General features: G+C 39.5%; 13 protein-coding genes and 1 riboswitch. Of the genes, 6 read left to right on the top strand and 7 right to left on the bottom strand.

Annotation, left to right across the window (positions count from 1 at the left end; genetic code table 11):
• Window positions 1-238: 238 nt before the first annotated feature.
• Entirely contained in the window at window positions 239-1393 is a 1155-nt protein-coding gene (locus R2Q78_RS00725) for a FecR family protein (protein ID WP_316787946.1), read from the bottom strand.
• A gap of 132 nt (window positions 1394-1525) precedes the next feature.
• Entirely contained in the window at window positions 1526-2134 is a 609-nt protein-coding gene (locus R2Q78_RS00720; RefSeq protein WP_316787945.1) for an RNA polymerase sigma-70 factor, read from the bottom strand.
• A gap of 280 nt (window positions 2135-2414) precedes the next feature.
• Between R2Q78_RS00720 and R2Q78_RS00715 the strand changes: the two genes are divergently transcribed.
• Window positions 2415-3059, top strand: coding sequence for a DUF6266 family protein (locus R2Q78_RS00715; protein ID WP_316787943.1), 645 nt, complete (start codon window positions 2415-2417; stop codon window positions 3057-3059).
• A gap of 47 nt (window positions 3060-3106) precedes the next feature.
• Here the strand turns inward: R2Q78_RS00715 and R2Q78_RS00710 are convergent, their stop codons facing one another.
• Entirely contained in the window at window positions 3107-3760 is a 654-nt protein-coding gene (locus R2Q78_RS00710) for a hypothetical protein (RefSeq protein ID WP_316787941.1), read from the bottom strand.
• Between the two features lie 177 nt (window positions 3761-3937).
• Window positions 3938-4426, bottom strand: a complete 489-nt coding sequence (locus R2Q78_RS00705; protein ID WP_316787939.1) for a lipocalin family protein — start codon at window positions 4424-4426, stop codon at window positions 3938-3940.
• A gap of 120 nt (window positions 4427-4546) precedes the next feature.
• Here R2Q78_RS00705 and R2Q78_RS00700 point away from each other — a divergent pair, with 120 nt between their 5' ends.
• From R2Q78_RS00700 to R2Q78_RS00685, 4 genes are all read left to right on the top strand, one after another.
• Window positions 4547-5662, top strand: a complete 1116-nt coding sequence (locus R2Q78_RS00700) for a trans-sulfuration enzyme family protein (RefSeq protein ID WP_316787937.1) — start codon at window positions 4547-4549, stop codon at window positions 5660-5662.
• A gap of 168 nt (window positions 5663-5830) precedes the next feature.
• Window positions 5831-5943: riboswitch (SAM riboswitch) on the top strand.
• Window positions 5944-6180: 237 nt separating this feature from the next.
• Window positions 6181-7485 (top strand): O-acetylhomoserine aminocarboxypropyltransferase/cysteine synthase, encoded by a 1305-nt coding sequence (locus tag R2Q78_RS00695; protein ID WP_316787935.1) that lies wholly within the window; start codon window positions 6181-6183, stop codon window positions 7483-7485.
• A gap of 30 nt (window positions 7486-7515) precedes the next feature.
• The gene (metX, locus tag R2Q78_RS00690) at window positions 7516-8574 is read left to right on the top strand and encodes an alpha/beta fold hydrolase (protein ID WP_316787933.1); all 1059 of its coding nucleotides are present in this window, start codon (window positions 7516-7518) and stop codon (window positions 8572-8574) included.
• 7 nt (window positions 8575-8581) lie between these two features.
• Complete coding sequence (locus R2Q78_RS00685) at window positions 8582-9823, top strand: homoserine dehydrogenase (RefSeq protein WP_316787931.1); 1242 nt, start codon at window positions 8582-8584, stop codon at window positions 9821-9823.
• 60 nt (window positions 9824-9883) lie between these two features.
• Here the strand turns inward: R2Q78_RS00685 and R2Q78_RS00680 are convergent, their stop codons facing one another.
• Genes R2Q78_RS00680 through R2Q78_RS00670 form a run of 3 tightly spaced genes read right to left on the bottom strand, consistent with a single transcriptional unit; the run spans window position 9884 to window position 15216 of the window.
• Window positions 9884-11224 (bottom strand): dihydrolipoamide acetyltransferase family protein, encoded by a 1341-nt coding sequence (locus R2Q78_RS00680; RefSeq protein WP_316787929.1) that lies wholly within the window; start codon window positions 11222-11224, stop codon window positions 9884-9886.
• A gap of 50 nt (window positions 11225-11274) precedes the next feature.
• On the bottom strand, window positions 11275-12522 hold the full coding sequence (locus R2Q78_RS00675; protein WP_316787927.1) for a competence/damage-inducible protein A: 1248 nt from the start codon (window positions 12520-12522) through the stop codon (window positions 11275-11277).
• 18 nt (window positions 12523-12540) lie between these two features.
• Complete coding sequence (locus tag R2Q78_RS00670) at window positions 12541-15216, bottom strand: putative LPS assembly protein LptD (protein ID WP_316787925.1); 2676 nt, start codon at window positions 15214-15216, stop codon at window positions 12541-12543.
• Between the two features lie 56 nt (window positions 15217-15272).
• Between R2Q78_RS00670 and R2Q78_RS00665 the strand changes: the two genes are divergently transcribed.
• Window positions 15273-16148 carry an N-acetylmuramoyl-L-alanine amidase family protein gene (locus R2Q78_RS00665; RefSeq protein WP_410478460.1) on the top strand — a complete coding sequence of 292 codons (876 nt, stop codon included), beginning with the start codon at window positions 15273-15275 and terminating at the stop codon, window positions 16146-16148.
• Window positions 16149-16161 lie beyond the last annotated feature (13 nt).

The raw sequence follows: 16161 nt of genomic DNA, 5'->3' as shown, positions 1-16161 counted from the left end.
TTAAAAGCATTTAAATTCATACCTTTAATCTTCTGGGTTAAATACGTGAAATACTCTACAATTTTGTCTTTCAGGGTTAGCTCAGATATAGCCGTAGAAGGGTTCAGAGACTTCTGCGGCTTCTTTATAATAGCCCCCTTTGTAATTTAACTCCGCTTTCGTAAAAATCTTAATCTCATGGTTTGTTTGGTTAGTTGTTGGTTAGTTGATATATGTTTGTTCAAGAATGATTTCTATGTTATTTGGTAATCGTAATTTTTCTACCCTCTATTTTAAACTTCACGTCGCCCGCAAATTCTAGCTTCGATAGTACTTTCGATACATGCTCGTATCTTGAAAAAGAGCCTTTAAATGTCACCGGCTTAGGTGACTTGCGATCATCTACAATTTCTACGTCGTACCAGCGCGATACCTTTGCCATAATTTGCTCCAGCGGCTCATTGTCAAACACAAAGCGCCCCTCTTTCCAGTCTATATCATCCTGGGCATCTCCTCTAAGCAACAATACTCCTTTTATCGTATTTACACCACGCTCTCCCGGTTTTAACACCCTTGACCCTTCTTTACCGGTTACTTTCACCGATCCTTCCAGCAAACTAGTTACTGTTCCGTTGTGCTCATCACCATAAGTATTTACGTTAAAATGTGTACCCAACACTTCCAACTGCTGTCCTTCGCTTATTACTATAAAAGGTCGTTTTTTATCCTTAGCCACTTCAAAATAGGCTTCCCCAGTCAACTTGACTACTCTTCCGTGTGAATGCAGTTGTGGGTCGAATTTCAAGGAACTTACAGCATTAAGCCAGACTTTCGTACCATCTGGAAGAATAACTATATAAGTTTCTCCTTTCCCAGTGCTTAAGGTATTACTTACACCATGTAACTGATCTTTCCTTTCATAGCCTTTTAAGAACTGATACATAACCTGCCCATTCGCAGTTTTAACAATACTTACACCGGCCTGCCCAGCGATTTCACCTTTTACTACATCATTCAATTTTATTTGCTTCCCATTAGTAAGTGTTAGCGTCGCACCGTTTTTGCCAGGTGCGATGTCGTTAGCAGAGATTAAAAGATCTCTCCTATCGTCGAGATGACGGTCAGAGCGGTAATTAAAGAAATACACACCCAGAACTATCAATGCTACCGCCGCCGCGACTGCAGCAATCCTTGGCCATAAACGAACCCGTTTCACTTGCTCGTTGTTTCCTGATTTATAATGTTGCAGATTCCGGTAAACCTCCAGTGTGATTGCATCAAACTCACCGTCGGCAAACTCAGGGGCATTACCCTCAATCCTGTCGTACCATTCGATCACCAGATCACGCTCCTCTTCAGAAACCTCGTTCCGGTTATATTTTTCGATTAGTGTCTTGATTTCTTTTAGTTCCACTGTTATCCCATTTTAGTACATAACCGGTCAACTATGAAAAAGTACTATACCGTTTTAAAAGTTTTTTGGTTTTGCTGTCACAGACTTTCTATTTCAGCCGCGCTAAGTTCTGTCAATTGAACCGGTTAACACTCAATTCACATATCCAAACAATCCACTCACCATCAAAGCAACAGATATTAACCCAGGATCATAACCCCTAATACGGTCTTTCAAGCGGTTCGATGCGGTGTGTAATTGGTTCTTTACTGTCTGTTCAGATAATCCTAATTGTTCAGCAATCTGCTTGATGCTAAAGTTTTGTTCCCTTTTTAATTCATAAATTTCTTTCATTCGGGCAGGCATTCTGGACATTTCATCATCAATAATTGCCTGGAGTTCCTTGCTGATCAACAGATGATGTGAGGTTACTTCAAAATCATCCTGATAGGTGACCCTGTTCATTGCATATTTCAACCTCACATTGTCTTTTTCAAATTGCTTCAAAGTATTGTTACGCAAAACAGTGTAGAGATAGGGCAGCAAATTGTCCTGTTCAGATAGCTTTGATATATTGTCCCAAATCTTAATGAATACATCCTGCACCAAGTCTTTAGCCAGATCTTTAGATTGCACTTTTTTAAACGCATGGTGATACAAAACAGGCCAGTACTGGTTAAAAGCGACATCAAATGCCTTCTCCCTATCCTCCCGCGCTAGCAGTAGAATTTCCTGATCCGTATATTTTCGGTATGCAGCCATGAATTTTGAGTTATATCCCGTTATACTAATTTAATGAATTATGCTACAAGATTATATAAGTTCTTGCATAATAACCAAATACTTCGGGAAATAAATTCTTTTTCCAGACATCGCTTCATCTCCACGTGTGCTCCACGTGCTGGTCACGTGTCGTCCACGAGTGGTCCACGCACAGATGGTTAAGTCATGTTGCTGAAATGTTCCATATTTCTATGCATTGTTTTGGTAACTATACAGCACGTGCAGGTAATGGTTAATTTTAATCAAACAGAAAACCATTATGGCAAGATCATCAACCGGAGCCCAGGGGCTAGTAACAGGAAAAATAGGCAACACATATTATTATGTAAGGCACGGCAAACAGCAGATGCGTGCGGCTTCACACATCATCAAGCCCAGATCTGAGAGACAGCTAGCGCAGCAACAGCGAATGAGCGTGTTAAAACCCATCATTTCGTACCTGAAGCTTTACATCAGGGTGGGCTTTGCACTGAAAGGTATTGAAAAGGCCGACTCGGCCAGCAATTGCTTCAGGTCATACAACCTTATGCATGCCATCAAAGGTCAATATCCTAATCAGGAAATTGATTATCCTGCACTGCGGCTATCTGAGGGCAGCCTTTCGCTTCCACTAAATGCTGCAGTGCAAAGTGTAAATGATGGTTTTAAGTTTACCTGGACATATGATGCGCAAGATCCTAATGGCAGTCCTTACGACCGCACTATGTTGATGGTGTACTTTCCTGAGGCTGATCAGCCCCGCTTTTTTCAAATCATTAGTGGCGTGCAACGTTCAGATGAAGAAGAGTTGCTGAACGTTCCGGCTGCGATGAAAGGCAGGTTTGCAGAAACTTATATCTCTTTTATCACGGACGACAGGAGTAGTATTTCTAATAGCGTGTATACAGGGAGAGTGATGTTGTAAAAAAAGGCTGATCACGATTTGATACAGCCCTTTTTTCTTAGCATACTTTATAAAGTTGGCATTTTTAATCTTTCGCTAGATTTTCCACTAGTGGTGATCACCAATAAATTATAGCTTTTGCCGTCAATATCTATTTCAGTTTTTTGAAAAGCTGCAATTATCGTTACTGGTTTGCCTTCAAAATTTGCATCAACTACCTCATATTTTTGATGAGCTGGCTCAAAAACAACTTTCTCAATGCTTCTTGCTTTTAAATTGCTCAATAAGGCTTCTACAATTTCTGGAGGTAGGCCAGAACTAGGAATCTCTATTTTTTTGTTTTTGAACGACTGCAATACTTCGTCAGAAGGTTTACCGCCCTGGCCAACGGTAATTATTCGGATGTTATTTCCAGAAATTTCAACCACTGGGACACCAAAAGTTTCACCATTCTCCAGCAATTTTTCAGCTCCTTCAAATGCCTTCAATCGTCTAATGCAATAAAGACCTATGCCTCCACAATTGATGCCTCCATGATTCCAATGTTTGCCCCATTGTGTCGATGTTGTCGGTCTGCTAGAATTTACCTCGGTAGGTACTAAAGAAATATCAATAGATCCTTTGTATAGATCTTCTTCTGGTTTTGTATTTACGTTTTTCTCGCAACTTACAATTGCTAAACATAAAACTGGAATTGCGAATAATTTAAATAAAGTTTTCATGGTTCTAATTTTTAAAAGGTTTTTAATTACTTGTTTTGAAGTATATCAACACCAATTAAAAATTGTTACCCCCCTTGCGCATTTTTTTTACCGATCAACTGTGAATTAAGAAGATTAAAAAATAAAAAAGGGACTCAAAACAAATTGAGCCCCTTTTCCTAAACCAAACTAAACCAATTATTTTGCTGCTTTTGTAAAATTCAATACAATATAAGCAGGTGTACTTCCATATTCTACAGGCGACTTAATCACCATGCTATTTCCATCAGAAGAAGACAACAACAATCTGTAACCAGATGTTACATTCTTAGCCTTATCTCCTTCAAACAATTTTTTAAACTGAAAAGTCTGATCAGCTGTACTTGCAGACCAGAATATAGTCTGTGTTTTTGCGGCACAGGTTCCTCCTCCAGGCAAACTATAGCTACCATTACCACTGTTTGTCAGGCGCCAGGTGCTTCCTACGAAACAAGTATAAGATCCTTCATCAAACAATGACTTTACTGCTGATTGCGGCACACCTTCAAATGTAATGTCATTCAATGTCCATGTACCGGTCACATCGCCTCTTTTTACAGTCGTAGCGGCACCACTTTTAGGAGAGCAACTTTGCAAAACCATCAATGAACTGCATAAAATGGCTGCTATCAGGAATATTCTTTTCATATCATTTATATTATTTGATATTTCAATTACATAAATCTTGCCAAAAACTTCTACAGAATAGGCTTATACTTTTAACTTTGTTATAGCTGACCCTAGCATATCACATTTAACCCCGTAATAATGAAGCCAGAAACTCTTGCAATACATGCCGGAAATTTATATGAAACCAATACAAAAGATGTTACAGCTCCTATAAATTTATCAACCACTTTTTTAAGGGATGAAAATGGTGGCTATTCTGGGGGACACATGTATAGCAGAGTGAGTAATCCGAACCGGACAGCGCTTGAAAAAGTACTAGCCGAGTTGGAAAAAGGAGTGGATGCCTGTGCGTTTTCTTCTGGAAATACAGCAGGAATGACGTTGTTTCAGGCGCTAAAGCCTGGCAGCCACATCATCGCTCCTGATGACATGTATTGGGGGTTTAAAAAACAGTTACAGACCATCTTTGCTGACACACTGGAAATCGACTTCGTAGATCTTACGGATACTGATAACCTGCACAACTTTATAAAAAAGAATACGGTACTGATTTGGATAGAAACGCCTTCAAATCCATTGCTGAAAATCACTGATATAAGCGCAGTTGCTAAAATAGCTAAACAACACGGCCTAACACTGGCCTGCGACAGTACATTTGCGTCGCCATCGCTCCAAAATCCAATCGCCCTGGGCGCAGATATTGTGATGCATTCATCTACTAAATACATCGGCGGACATAGTGATGTCTTAGGTGGGGTTTTAGTCACTGCTGCGCACAATGAGCTTTGGGAAAAGATAAGGAACATTCAGCAGATAGGTGGAGCTGTGCCCTCGCCTTTTGATTGCTTTTTGTTGGTGAGAAGTATTAAAACTTTGTCGTATAGAATGCAGGGGCATTCCTCCAATGGAATGGCCTTGGCCAAATATCTGGACCAGCACCCGGCAGTAGACGCGGTGTATTACCCTGGCCTGAGTCAGCATCCGCAGCATGAAATCGCTAAAAAGCAGATGAGTAGTTTTGGGGGCGTGCTTTCCATCTTGGTAAAGGGCGGTGCGGAAGATGCTGTGAGGGTAGTCAATAAAGTCAAGCTTTTTGCGCAGGCTACAAGTCTCGGCGGCGTGGAAAGTCTGATCGAACACAGGGCTTCCGTGGAAGGTCCGGACACCAAAACCCCGCAAAATTTAATTCGGATATCTGCCGGACTCGAACATATTGACGATTTAATTGCCGATTTAGATCAGGCTTTATCTTAATAAAGAGCTCACTACAAACCTTAAAACATCCTAAAATTCAAATTAATACACTGAAAAACAGAATATTAACAATATTTCAGAATATTATTTTGGTTATTTTATTACTTAGATATACATTTGCACTATCGTTTAGCAAATAGCTAAATCAAGTCAACCCTTTATTGGTTTGATTTATAAAGAAGTGGCGAGAGACAGGCTCTTTGACCCACTGGCAACCCTCCCAAATGGAGAAGGTGCCAATTCCTGACCAGAAGACATGGTGTCCTTTGGAAAGATAAATTTAAACAAAATGAAAAGATTAACCACAATTTCGCATCAGTCTGATTTTTATTGCACGCAGGATACCATGTGTATGTGCTGTAGCATGCGATAACTCTAAAATCTTCCTTTTGTATTTTTTTGTAAAACATCCGGAAGGTCCCGATACATCGGGATACGCCAAAACAGGTATACACAGCACCTTACAACTAGCATACCTTCTACTGCAAATTCGTTAATCACAATCAAATTAAAACAACATGTCAACTACATATAAATTCGAAACACTACAAATACACGCAGGTCAGGAAATAGATCCTACTACAGGCTCCAGGGCAGTTCCTATCTATCAAACTACTTCATACGGTTTTAAAAATTCTGAGCATGGTGCCAATCTGTTTGCCTTAAAGGAATTCGGAAACATCTATACCAGGATCATGAATCCTACCACAGATGTTTTTGAAAAACGCGTGGCAGCTTTAGAAGGTGGCGTTGCGGCTCTGGCAGTAGGTTCTGGTCAGGCGGCACAGTTTATAGCATTAAATAATATCCTGCAGGCCGGAGATAATTTCGTATCCTCATCTCATTTATATGGTGGTTCTTACAACCAGTTTAAAGTTGCTTTTAAACGCCTGGGTATAGAAGTAAAATTTGCCAATGGTGATGATGCCAATGATTTTGAAGCAAAAATAGATGCAAATACTAAGGCTATCTACCTGGAAACTATTGGAAATCCTGCTTTCAGCATCATTGATTTTGAAAAGATATCGGCCATTGCAAATAAGCATGACCTGCCTTTAATTGTAGACAATACTTTTGGTGCTGCAGGTTATATATTCAAGCCGATTGAGCATGGTGCACACATTGTTGTTCAATCTGCTACCAAATGGATCGGCGGACATGGAACAAGTATTGGTGGAGTGATCGTAGATGGTGGAAACTACAACTGGGGTAATGGTAAGTTTCCTCAGTTTACTGAACCTTCTGAAGGTTACCACGGACTGGTATTCAATGAGGTATTTGGCATAGGTGGTCCTTTCGGAAACATTCAGTTCATTATTCGTGCACGTGTAGAAGGATTAAGGGATTTCGGCCCTGCCATCTCTCCTTTCAATTCTTTCCTGCTGATACAAGGATTGGAAACATTATCATTACGTGTACAAAGACATGTAGACAATGCGCTGGCACTGGCTACCTGGTTAGAAAACCATGATGCGGTAAAAAAAGTAAATTATCCCGGACTGGAAAGCAGCCCTTACCATGTAAATGCTAAAAAGTACCTTCAAAATGGTTTTGGAGCAGTACTATCTTTTGAGTTGCATGGCAATAAAGAGCAGGCGATTGCACTGGTAGATAACCTTAAACTGATCAGCCATCTAGCCAATGTGGGAGATGCTAAAACACTGATCATCCAGCCATCTGCAACTACGCATCAGCAATTGAGCGAATCGGAACAGCAAGCCGCTGGTGTATCCCCTAATTTATTAAGGATCTCTGTAGGCATAGAGCACATAGACGACATCAAGGCTGATCTGGAACAAGCTTTCAATACGATTAAAAAATAATACAGCTAATTAAAAGCTACAATACAAAGAATGAGCACTACAGCAACATATACTTACAACAAACTCTTCAAACTGGAAAACGGCAAAAAGTTGCGTAACGTTGATATCGCCTATCAGACTTACGGTAAACTCAACGCCAAGAAAGATAACGTCATCTGGGCGTGCCATGCACTTACTGCAAATGCTGATGTCCTGGACTGGTGGAAAGGGCTTTTTGGGAGTAATGCCTTATTTAATCCTGAAGAACATTTCATCATTTGCGCAAATGTCGTAGGATCTCATTATGGCACTACCAATCCGTTAAGCATCAATCCGGTTACCGGATTACCTTACTATCTGGCCTTTCCAGAGTTTACGATAAGAGATTTGGTAAAGGCACACCAGTTGCTGGCTGCGTATTTAGGTATTGATCAGATTAAAGTGCTGATAGGTGGTTCACTAGGTGGTCAACAAGCGGTAGAATGGGCAATCACTGACAGCAAAATCATAGACAATCTGATACTTGTAGCTACCAATGCTGTTCACTCTCCATGGGGGATTGCTTTCAATGAAAGTCAGCGCCTGGCGATCAGTACCGACCGCACATTTTATGCTCAGCAGCCGGATGGTGGATTAAAAGGGCTAAAGGCAGCAAGAAGCATAGCATTGTTATCGTACAGGACTTATGATGCCTATGTTGCGACTCAACTGGAAAGTGTAAATGATAAGACTGGTTCGTTCAGAGCTGCATCTTACCAAAACTATCAGGGAGAAAAGCTGTGTAAAAGGTTTAATGCGTATAGCTATTGGTACCTCAGTAAAGCGATGGACAGTCACAATGTGGGCCGCGGAAGGGAAAGTGTAATTAATGCATTGAAATTGATCAAATCCAATACTTTGGTAATAGGGATTGAGAATGACGTATTGTTTCCCTTATCTGAACAGGAATTCTTGGCTAATAACATCACAGACGCTTCATTGCAAAGTATCAAATCAGCATATGGTCATGATGGATTCTTAATCGAAACTGATACGCTGACCAATATCATCAGCAATTTTTTAAAAGAAAGCATAAATAAGAAAATAATTAAATTACATAAAACAGCATAATAATTAGATGAGCAAGAAACTTAAGATTGGTTTATTTGGTTTTGGAGTGGTTGGACAAGGCTTACACGACATCATCCGTGGCCAGGATTTAAACCTTGAGATTGTTAAAATAGCTATTAAAAACCCTGAAAAGAAACGTACGCTGGATGCGCATCTCTTCACCACCAATCATGATGAATTATTGAACAACGATGAGATCAACACCATTGTTGAATTGATTGATGATGCAGATGTTGCTTTTAATATTGTTAAAAGGGCATTAAGTACTGGCAAAAACGTGGTTTCTGCCAATAAAAAAATGATTGCAACTCATTTGGCAGAACTTGTTGAATTACAGGAAAAACACGGAACCTCGTTGCTGTACGAAGGTGCGGTATGCGGAAGTATTCCAATTATCCGTAACCTGGAAGAGTATTACGACAACGAATTGCTGCATGGAATAAGCGGTATTTTCAATGGGTCATCAAACTACATTTTATCTAAGATATTTAATGAAAATCTGGAATACGGAGTCGCATTAAAGCAGGCTCAGGACCTTGGTTTTGCAGAAACCAACCCAATACTTGATGTTGGCGGATATGACCCTAAATTTAAGCTAGCCATTGCTACGGCTCATGCTTATGGATTATTCATCAACCCGGATAAAATCCTGAATATAGGTATCCAGAATTTATCTGATAATGACATTCAGTACGCTAAAGAAAAAAACTTCAAGATCAAGTTAGTCCCTACTGCACGCAAAATCAGCACAAAACAGGTAGTTACTTACGTATTGCCTAAATTTGTTAAATCTGAAGATTTCCTTTTCAATGTAGAGAATGAATACAATGGTGTAACTGTTCAGGCTGCATTTGCAGACAAACAGTTTTTCTTTGGAAAAGGTGCTGGTGGCCACCCTACTGGTGCGGCTGTGCTATCTGACATCGCTGCGTTGAGGTATGACTATCGTTATGAATATAAAAAATACCATCAGCATAACGGACTCGTTCATACTGACAATGTAAATATTGAAGTATACTTGAGGTATACACACGAATACACAGTAGAGAAACTTCAAATAGATAATATCGTAGAACGTTTTTCTCGTAATGATTACAAATATGTAATTGGTAATGTGAGCCTTAAAACGCTTTTGGCCAATTGGAGTTTACTGGAGCAGAAGGATGTATTCATTGCTCACACAGGCAGATATACTTATACTGAGCAGCAAATTCAGACTGTTTCAGAAGAGGAGATCTTATTTAACTAGTTAGTTCTTTTTATTTTGTTTTGATAATAAGAAGGCCCCAATTGGGGCCTTCTTCATTTCCTATATTTCTCTGTTTACATCCCAGTTTTCCAGGTAATCTGCTACCCTTCTTACAAATGATCCTCCCAGCGCCCCATCTACCACCCTGTGGTCATAAGATAAAGACAAGAACATCATATGGCGTATTGCAATCACATCACCAAATTCTGTTTCCAGTACAGCTGGCTTTTTCTTAATTGCTCCTACGGCCAGTATGGCCACTTGAGGCTGATTGATAATTGGTGTGCCCATGACATTTCCGAATGAGCCTACATTGGTTAATGTAAACGTACCATTCTGCGTTTCATCAGGCTTCAATTTTGAAATACGTGCACGCTTCGCCAAATCATTTACCGACTTAGTAAGGCCTACCAAATTATATTGATCTGCATTTTTGATAACAGGTACTATCAAATTACCACTTGGAAGTGCGGCAGCCATACCAATATTAATATCTCTTTTCTTAATAATCTGAGTCCCATTAACGGTCACATTGATCATAGGAAAATCTTTAATAGCCTTTGCAACAGCCTCTACAAATAAAGGTGTAAAAGTGATCTTCTCATTTTCACGTTTCTCAAAACTTCCTTTGACTTTGTCTCTCCACAGCACCATATTGGTTACGTCTGCCTCTACGAAAGAAGTGACATGTGGCGAGGTTTGTTTACTCATTATCATATGCTCGGCGATGAGCTTACGCATCCTGTCCATCTCAATGATCTCATCTCCACCGCTTACGCTTGCAGAAGATGGCTTCTGAATTTGCTGGACAGCTGGGGTTGAAGTATTTTCATTCACTATAGAAGAAACAGCATCAACTTTTGGAACTGATTGCTGAACAGTTCCACCTTCTTTATTTTGAATATAATTTAACAGGTCATCTTTTGTCAGCCTTCCTTCAGCACCAGTCCCTGTAATGCTATCTAACTCAGAGAAAGAAATGTTTTCCTGAGTGGCGATATTCTTTACAAGAGGTGAATAAAATCTGTCTGAAGTATTTTCATCAGAAGAGCTCAAAGAAGCATCTTCTGTTTGTAGTTGGTCTATTCCCGGAATGGCTTCAGGAATCACTTCTGGTTCAGGTTGATGAAATGCTGGTTGCTCTATCTTTTCTACTTCAGCATCTGTTTCAATAATTGCGATAACCGCACCTACCTGTACAACCTCATCTTCCTTAAATAATTGCTTTACCAATTTACCGGCTATTGGTGACGGAACTTCTGAATCTACCTTATCAGTAGCAATCTCCAAAATTGTATCGTCCATCTCTATCATATCGCCGGGCTGCTTAACCCATTTTATTATGGTTGCTTCCGCAACACTTTCCCCCATTTTAGGTAACAATAATTCGTATTGAGCCATTTTTTATTTCATGATTGATATTGGATGCAAAAGTAAAGTATTTTGGAGACTTAAACCTCATGTTGGTTAAGTTCATTCAAAATCATAGTTAAAGCAGCTATCGCTGAGCGTTCTATATTTTGAACTCTTTTACTGCCGAAACTGAACTTCTTGGCCCTGACCTTCTCTCTTCCGGCTAAAGCAATCCACACTGTTCCAACAGGCTTTTCCGGTGTTCCTCCATCCGGGCCAGCAACTCCACTTACAGCAATTGCATAGTCTGTTTTGAATTGCCTTACAGCACCCAGGGCCATTTCTTTTACCGTTTCTTCACTGACAGCACCAAAAGCGGAAAGCGTTTCTTCTTTTACACCTAAAATAGATTGTTTCAACTGGTTAGAATAAACTACAGCGCCGCCAAGGAAAACAGAAGAACATCCCGGATGTTGTGTAATCATACTGGCAATGTATCCACCTGTACAGCTTTCTGCAAGGGAAAGTGTCAGTTTCTTTTTGTCCATGATGTCAAGCAACGCCTTTTCCAAAGGGATATCGTCTTCGACAACTACATATTTGGCTATACGTTTAATAATAAGTCTGGCATATACCTCAACTTCATTTTTCAGCGAAAGTTCATCCTCGCCCATCCCGCTTAATCTCAACCTTACCTGTCCTAGCTTTGGCAGATAAGCGAGCTTAATGTGCTCTGGCAAGCTATCTTCTATAGATTCAATTTCTGCAGCAAGGAATGACTCTCCAATACCTGCCGTGAGAATTGTTTTGTGAAAGATTACCGGAAGTTTAAATGAATCCTTCAACCTTGGAAGAATCTCCTCTTCCATTAAATACATCATTTCGAAAGGAACTCCGGGCATAGAAACTATAACTGTTCCATTATGCTCAAACCACATACATGGTGCTGTCCCATTCTTATTTTTGATCACAATACAACCATCAGGAACATCAGCCTGCTTCATATTTGCCTCAATCATGGGCCTGTTCAGACGGTCAAAGATCCCTTTGATATGATCCAAAGTTTCCTGATCTCGCCTCAATTCCATATTGAAATACTTTGCAAGGGTAATTTTTGTGATATCGTCTTTGGTTGGACCCAATCCTCCTGTAATCAGGACGATCTTTGCTCTTTCCTGAGCGAGCTTTAAAGCATCCACAATATGGTTTGCATCATCAGAAACGGAGCTTACCTGCTTTACTTTAATACCAATCAGATTAAGCTGCCTGGCCATCCAAGCCGAATTTGTATCTACGATCTGACCAATCAGGATTTCATCTCCTATGGTTATTATTTCAGCTAGCATATAACGGGTTATTAAATATTAATTGAAACGGGTATAGTAGTTCTTTCTCTTGCTCAGTTTTAAGTCCTGAAGTACAGATGCTTTCACCTTGATATCTACAGAATAAAACTGCTGCTGGCCAAAAGGAATCCAGCTAAAGCTCATGTCCCAACAATGTAAATCACGGTATATGGCAAAAGAAGTTTGAGAGAAGGTATTTGCTCTAAAATCCCATCCTGAGTTAAACTGGACTTTCCACTTAGGTGTAATATTGGCATCGCCGTTAAAATTCAGTGAATTTGTAAAGGTACTACCACGTCCCACCCTGTCTGTATTATAATTGAAGGTATAGGAGAAGGCAAAATTCCACGGGATATTGAAATCGACAAACGCATTGGGATCTCTGCTTACTTTTTCTAACTCCGCCGACTGCTCAGGCGTCATACCTGCTTTTAAAGCTTTATCTTTTAAATCCTGTTCGTTTTCATTCTTTCTCTTAAATGCATCTGGATTTAAATTGTAACTGGTTGAAAAACCGAAACTGGTCAGTCTTGGCAATTTTCCTCTTGTCCAGGTATATTGATCGATCAACACCCTGCCCCCATTTATAGTATCTTTATATAAATAGGGATCTAAAGTACCATAGTAATTAATCCCCAGTTTATCCGAAAATGAAGATCTTCCACTAAAACTCAGTGTTGACAACTTATAACTTTTAGCCAAGAAATTATAACTACCATTGAAACTCAAGCCTTGAATGATTGGAATTTTCTTATCCCCCTTCCCCGTAGTATCATTTGGGGTCAACACCTTCGCTTCAAGCGTATTCTCCAATGAAAAACTGATGGCAGCTGAACGCCCAATTCCAGGTCCACCGTATAATGAACTTTCAAATATAGAATACTTTAACGGTAGACCACTCTGATCGAGTACAGGAGAACCGTCTGTATATTTAGCTTCTTTATAATAACCTCTTTTCAAATCTGAAAAATCAGGTCTGTAACTAAAACTCACGTTTGGTGTCATGACATGCCTCAGTGCTTTAAAATTACCAAACTTCGTAAACTGGGCCGTACTATAAATTTTTGTCGAAACTCCCATACCTACACTATATTCTCCATTTCGTCTAAAACCAGGGATAGTGTCTGTAATGATTTGATCAGGTTGGTTAAGAACCTTTAAGTAGGTTTTATTAATCGTCTGAAAATGCCATTTTTCGTTATAAGTCGTGCTCGCATTGAAATTAAAATTCTTTATAAGATCAAAACCCATACTGATGGGGATCTGATGGCTCACCCCATTTCTGAACTTCCTCAAACTTCCTTCTTTAAACAATTCACTCTCTGTAGTACTGATCAGGTTATTGGCCTGCATGCTATAGCCAACTGAAATTTTTTCATACCATTTTTGGTCTCCGGTACCGGTTTTATTCGCAAATGGGTTAAACGAAGGAACACTAAAACTTATGTTGGGCAACTCAAGACTGACTGTTTTAGTTGCAGTTTCCTGATAACCACTGGCAGTTACGGCCAGGTTTATTTTCTCTGCAATTACTCGTCCATAAGAAATACTGGATCTCATCGTATTTTTAGTGAACTCCCTATAGTCATATGTACCACCGGCAGCAGTATTCTCATTAAAACTGGAGGTACCTGCATCTACTGAAGCGGAAAACGTAGTCCCGGGCTTCGCGTTTGCATTCTGGCTATGATTCCATGTAAGATTAAAATCTTTTTTTGGCGCATATTCCGGCGTGCCTTCCAGGCCATATCTTGAATTTGAATACCTGAAGTTTATACTACCGTTGTATTTATATCTTTTGGTATAATTGGAATACAGAGATCCATCATAGGAACCTCGGGTGTAGATAGTTGCCAATATTTTTGCATCCCAATAATCATTCAGACCCAAATAGTATCCCCCGTCACGTAAAAAGAACCCTCGGGTAAAATCCTCTCCCGGACTCGGCAATATAACTCCTGATGACTTTTTATTAGGCTTCGGAAAAAAAGCAAAAGGGAGTCCGATTGGTAATGGTATATCTTCAATTTTTAAATATACTGGACCGGTTATGATCTGATTTTCTGTGACAATACCTTTTGTGATGTGAATACCAAAATGCGGATGTGGCAAATTACAAGTACTATAAGTTTGTCCTTTACTGTGTATCTCATCATCAGGTTGTTTCTTGGCCTTTCCGCCGGTAAAAAATCCGCCCTCCTGTTCGGTAAACACCCCCCAGATCTGCCCTGCGCCTGTCGTCAGACTATACCTTATAGAATCAGCCTGAGAATTTTGCCCCTCCATTTTAAATATCGGACGACCTATATATTTACCTTTCGAATTGGTAATACCGCTTGCAAATAAAACATTGGTGTTTTTATTATATAAAATATAATCTGCATCCAATTCCAGTCCCTGATAAATAACTCGTGCCCTTCCATATAGCTTAACAATACTACTATCAGCATTGGCAACGATTGAATCTTTTGCCGTGTATTCAACTTTTTCACTTGCTACTGTATCTTTTGGCGCAGTTTGTGCGTTATTTCTTTGTTGCCTGCTACGACTGGTATCTTGAAGATTTTGCTTTGTATTTTGCTGTTGTTTTATAACTTGCCGAAATGCAAAATTATTAAATGCCAGCACCCTAGTACTAACAGATGTTAATAAAACAATGAAGTTTAAAAAAATGATGTACCGTAAAAGTTTCAAATTCGTGTGTGAATGTTATTTTTGCATTAATGTTTAATCCAAAACGTTCAAAATTAATGAAAAATATACCATTGCTCAGACCAAATGCAATTTTGATTGCATTTATTTCTGTAGCAACCATTATTGCATCTAGTTATCAAGCATTTACACAGGAATATAAAATAAAAACTATTGTAATTGATGCTGGCCATGGAGGTAAAGACGGGAGTACCAGGGGTCTTTATTCTACAGAGAAAGATGTAGCCCTTAAAACAGCGCTTCATCTGGGTGCATTGATAGAAGCATCTATGAAAGATGTAAAAGTAATTTATACGCGTAGTGAAGATGTTTTTATCCCATTATACGAAAGGATTGCAATCGCAAACAATGCTAAAGCAGACTTATTTATCTCCATACATTGTAACGATATGCCTTCTTATAGGTCAACCATCGTAACCGGATATAGGAAAGTAAGAGGCAAAAGAGTCGCCATAAAGGAAACTGTCTATAGAAAAAGTACGTCTACTCATGGAACGGAGACATTTGTTTCAGGAATGGGCCGTGTAAATGAGCAGGATGAGGCCATAAAGAGAGAAAATGCTTCTATCTTTCTAGAAGACAATTACAAAGAGAATTATGAAGGTTTTGACCCCAGCAATCCCGAAAACTTTATTATCTTATCTTTGATGAAAAACACTTTCCGAACCCAGAGTTTAAAGCTGGCGAAATATGTGCAGGATCAATATGTAAATGTTGGCCGTATTGACCGTGGGGTTCAGGAAAAAAGCCTTGCAGTTTTGGCTCGCGCAGGAATGCCCGCTATACTTACGGAGATTGGTTTCATTAGTAATCCTGATGAAGAAAATTACATGAACTCTGAAGAAGGGCAAAAAGAAATTACAGAATGTCTGCTACGGGCGATAGAAAACTATAAAAAAAGTATTGAAGGTTAGTCAATGCTTATTA

The sequence above is a fragment of the Pedobacter frigoris genome (assembly GCF_032678645.1).
Lineage (GTDB): Bacteria > Bacteroidota > Bacteroidia > Sphingobacteriales > Sphingobacteriaceae > Pedobacter > Pedobacter frigoris_A.
This window is presented reverse-complemented; position numbering and strand designations above follow the sequence as displayed.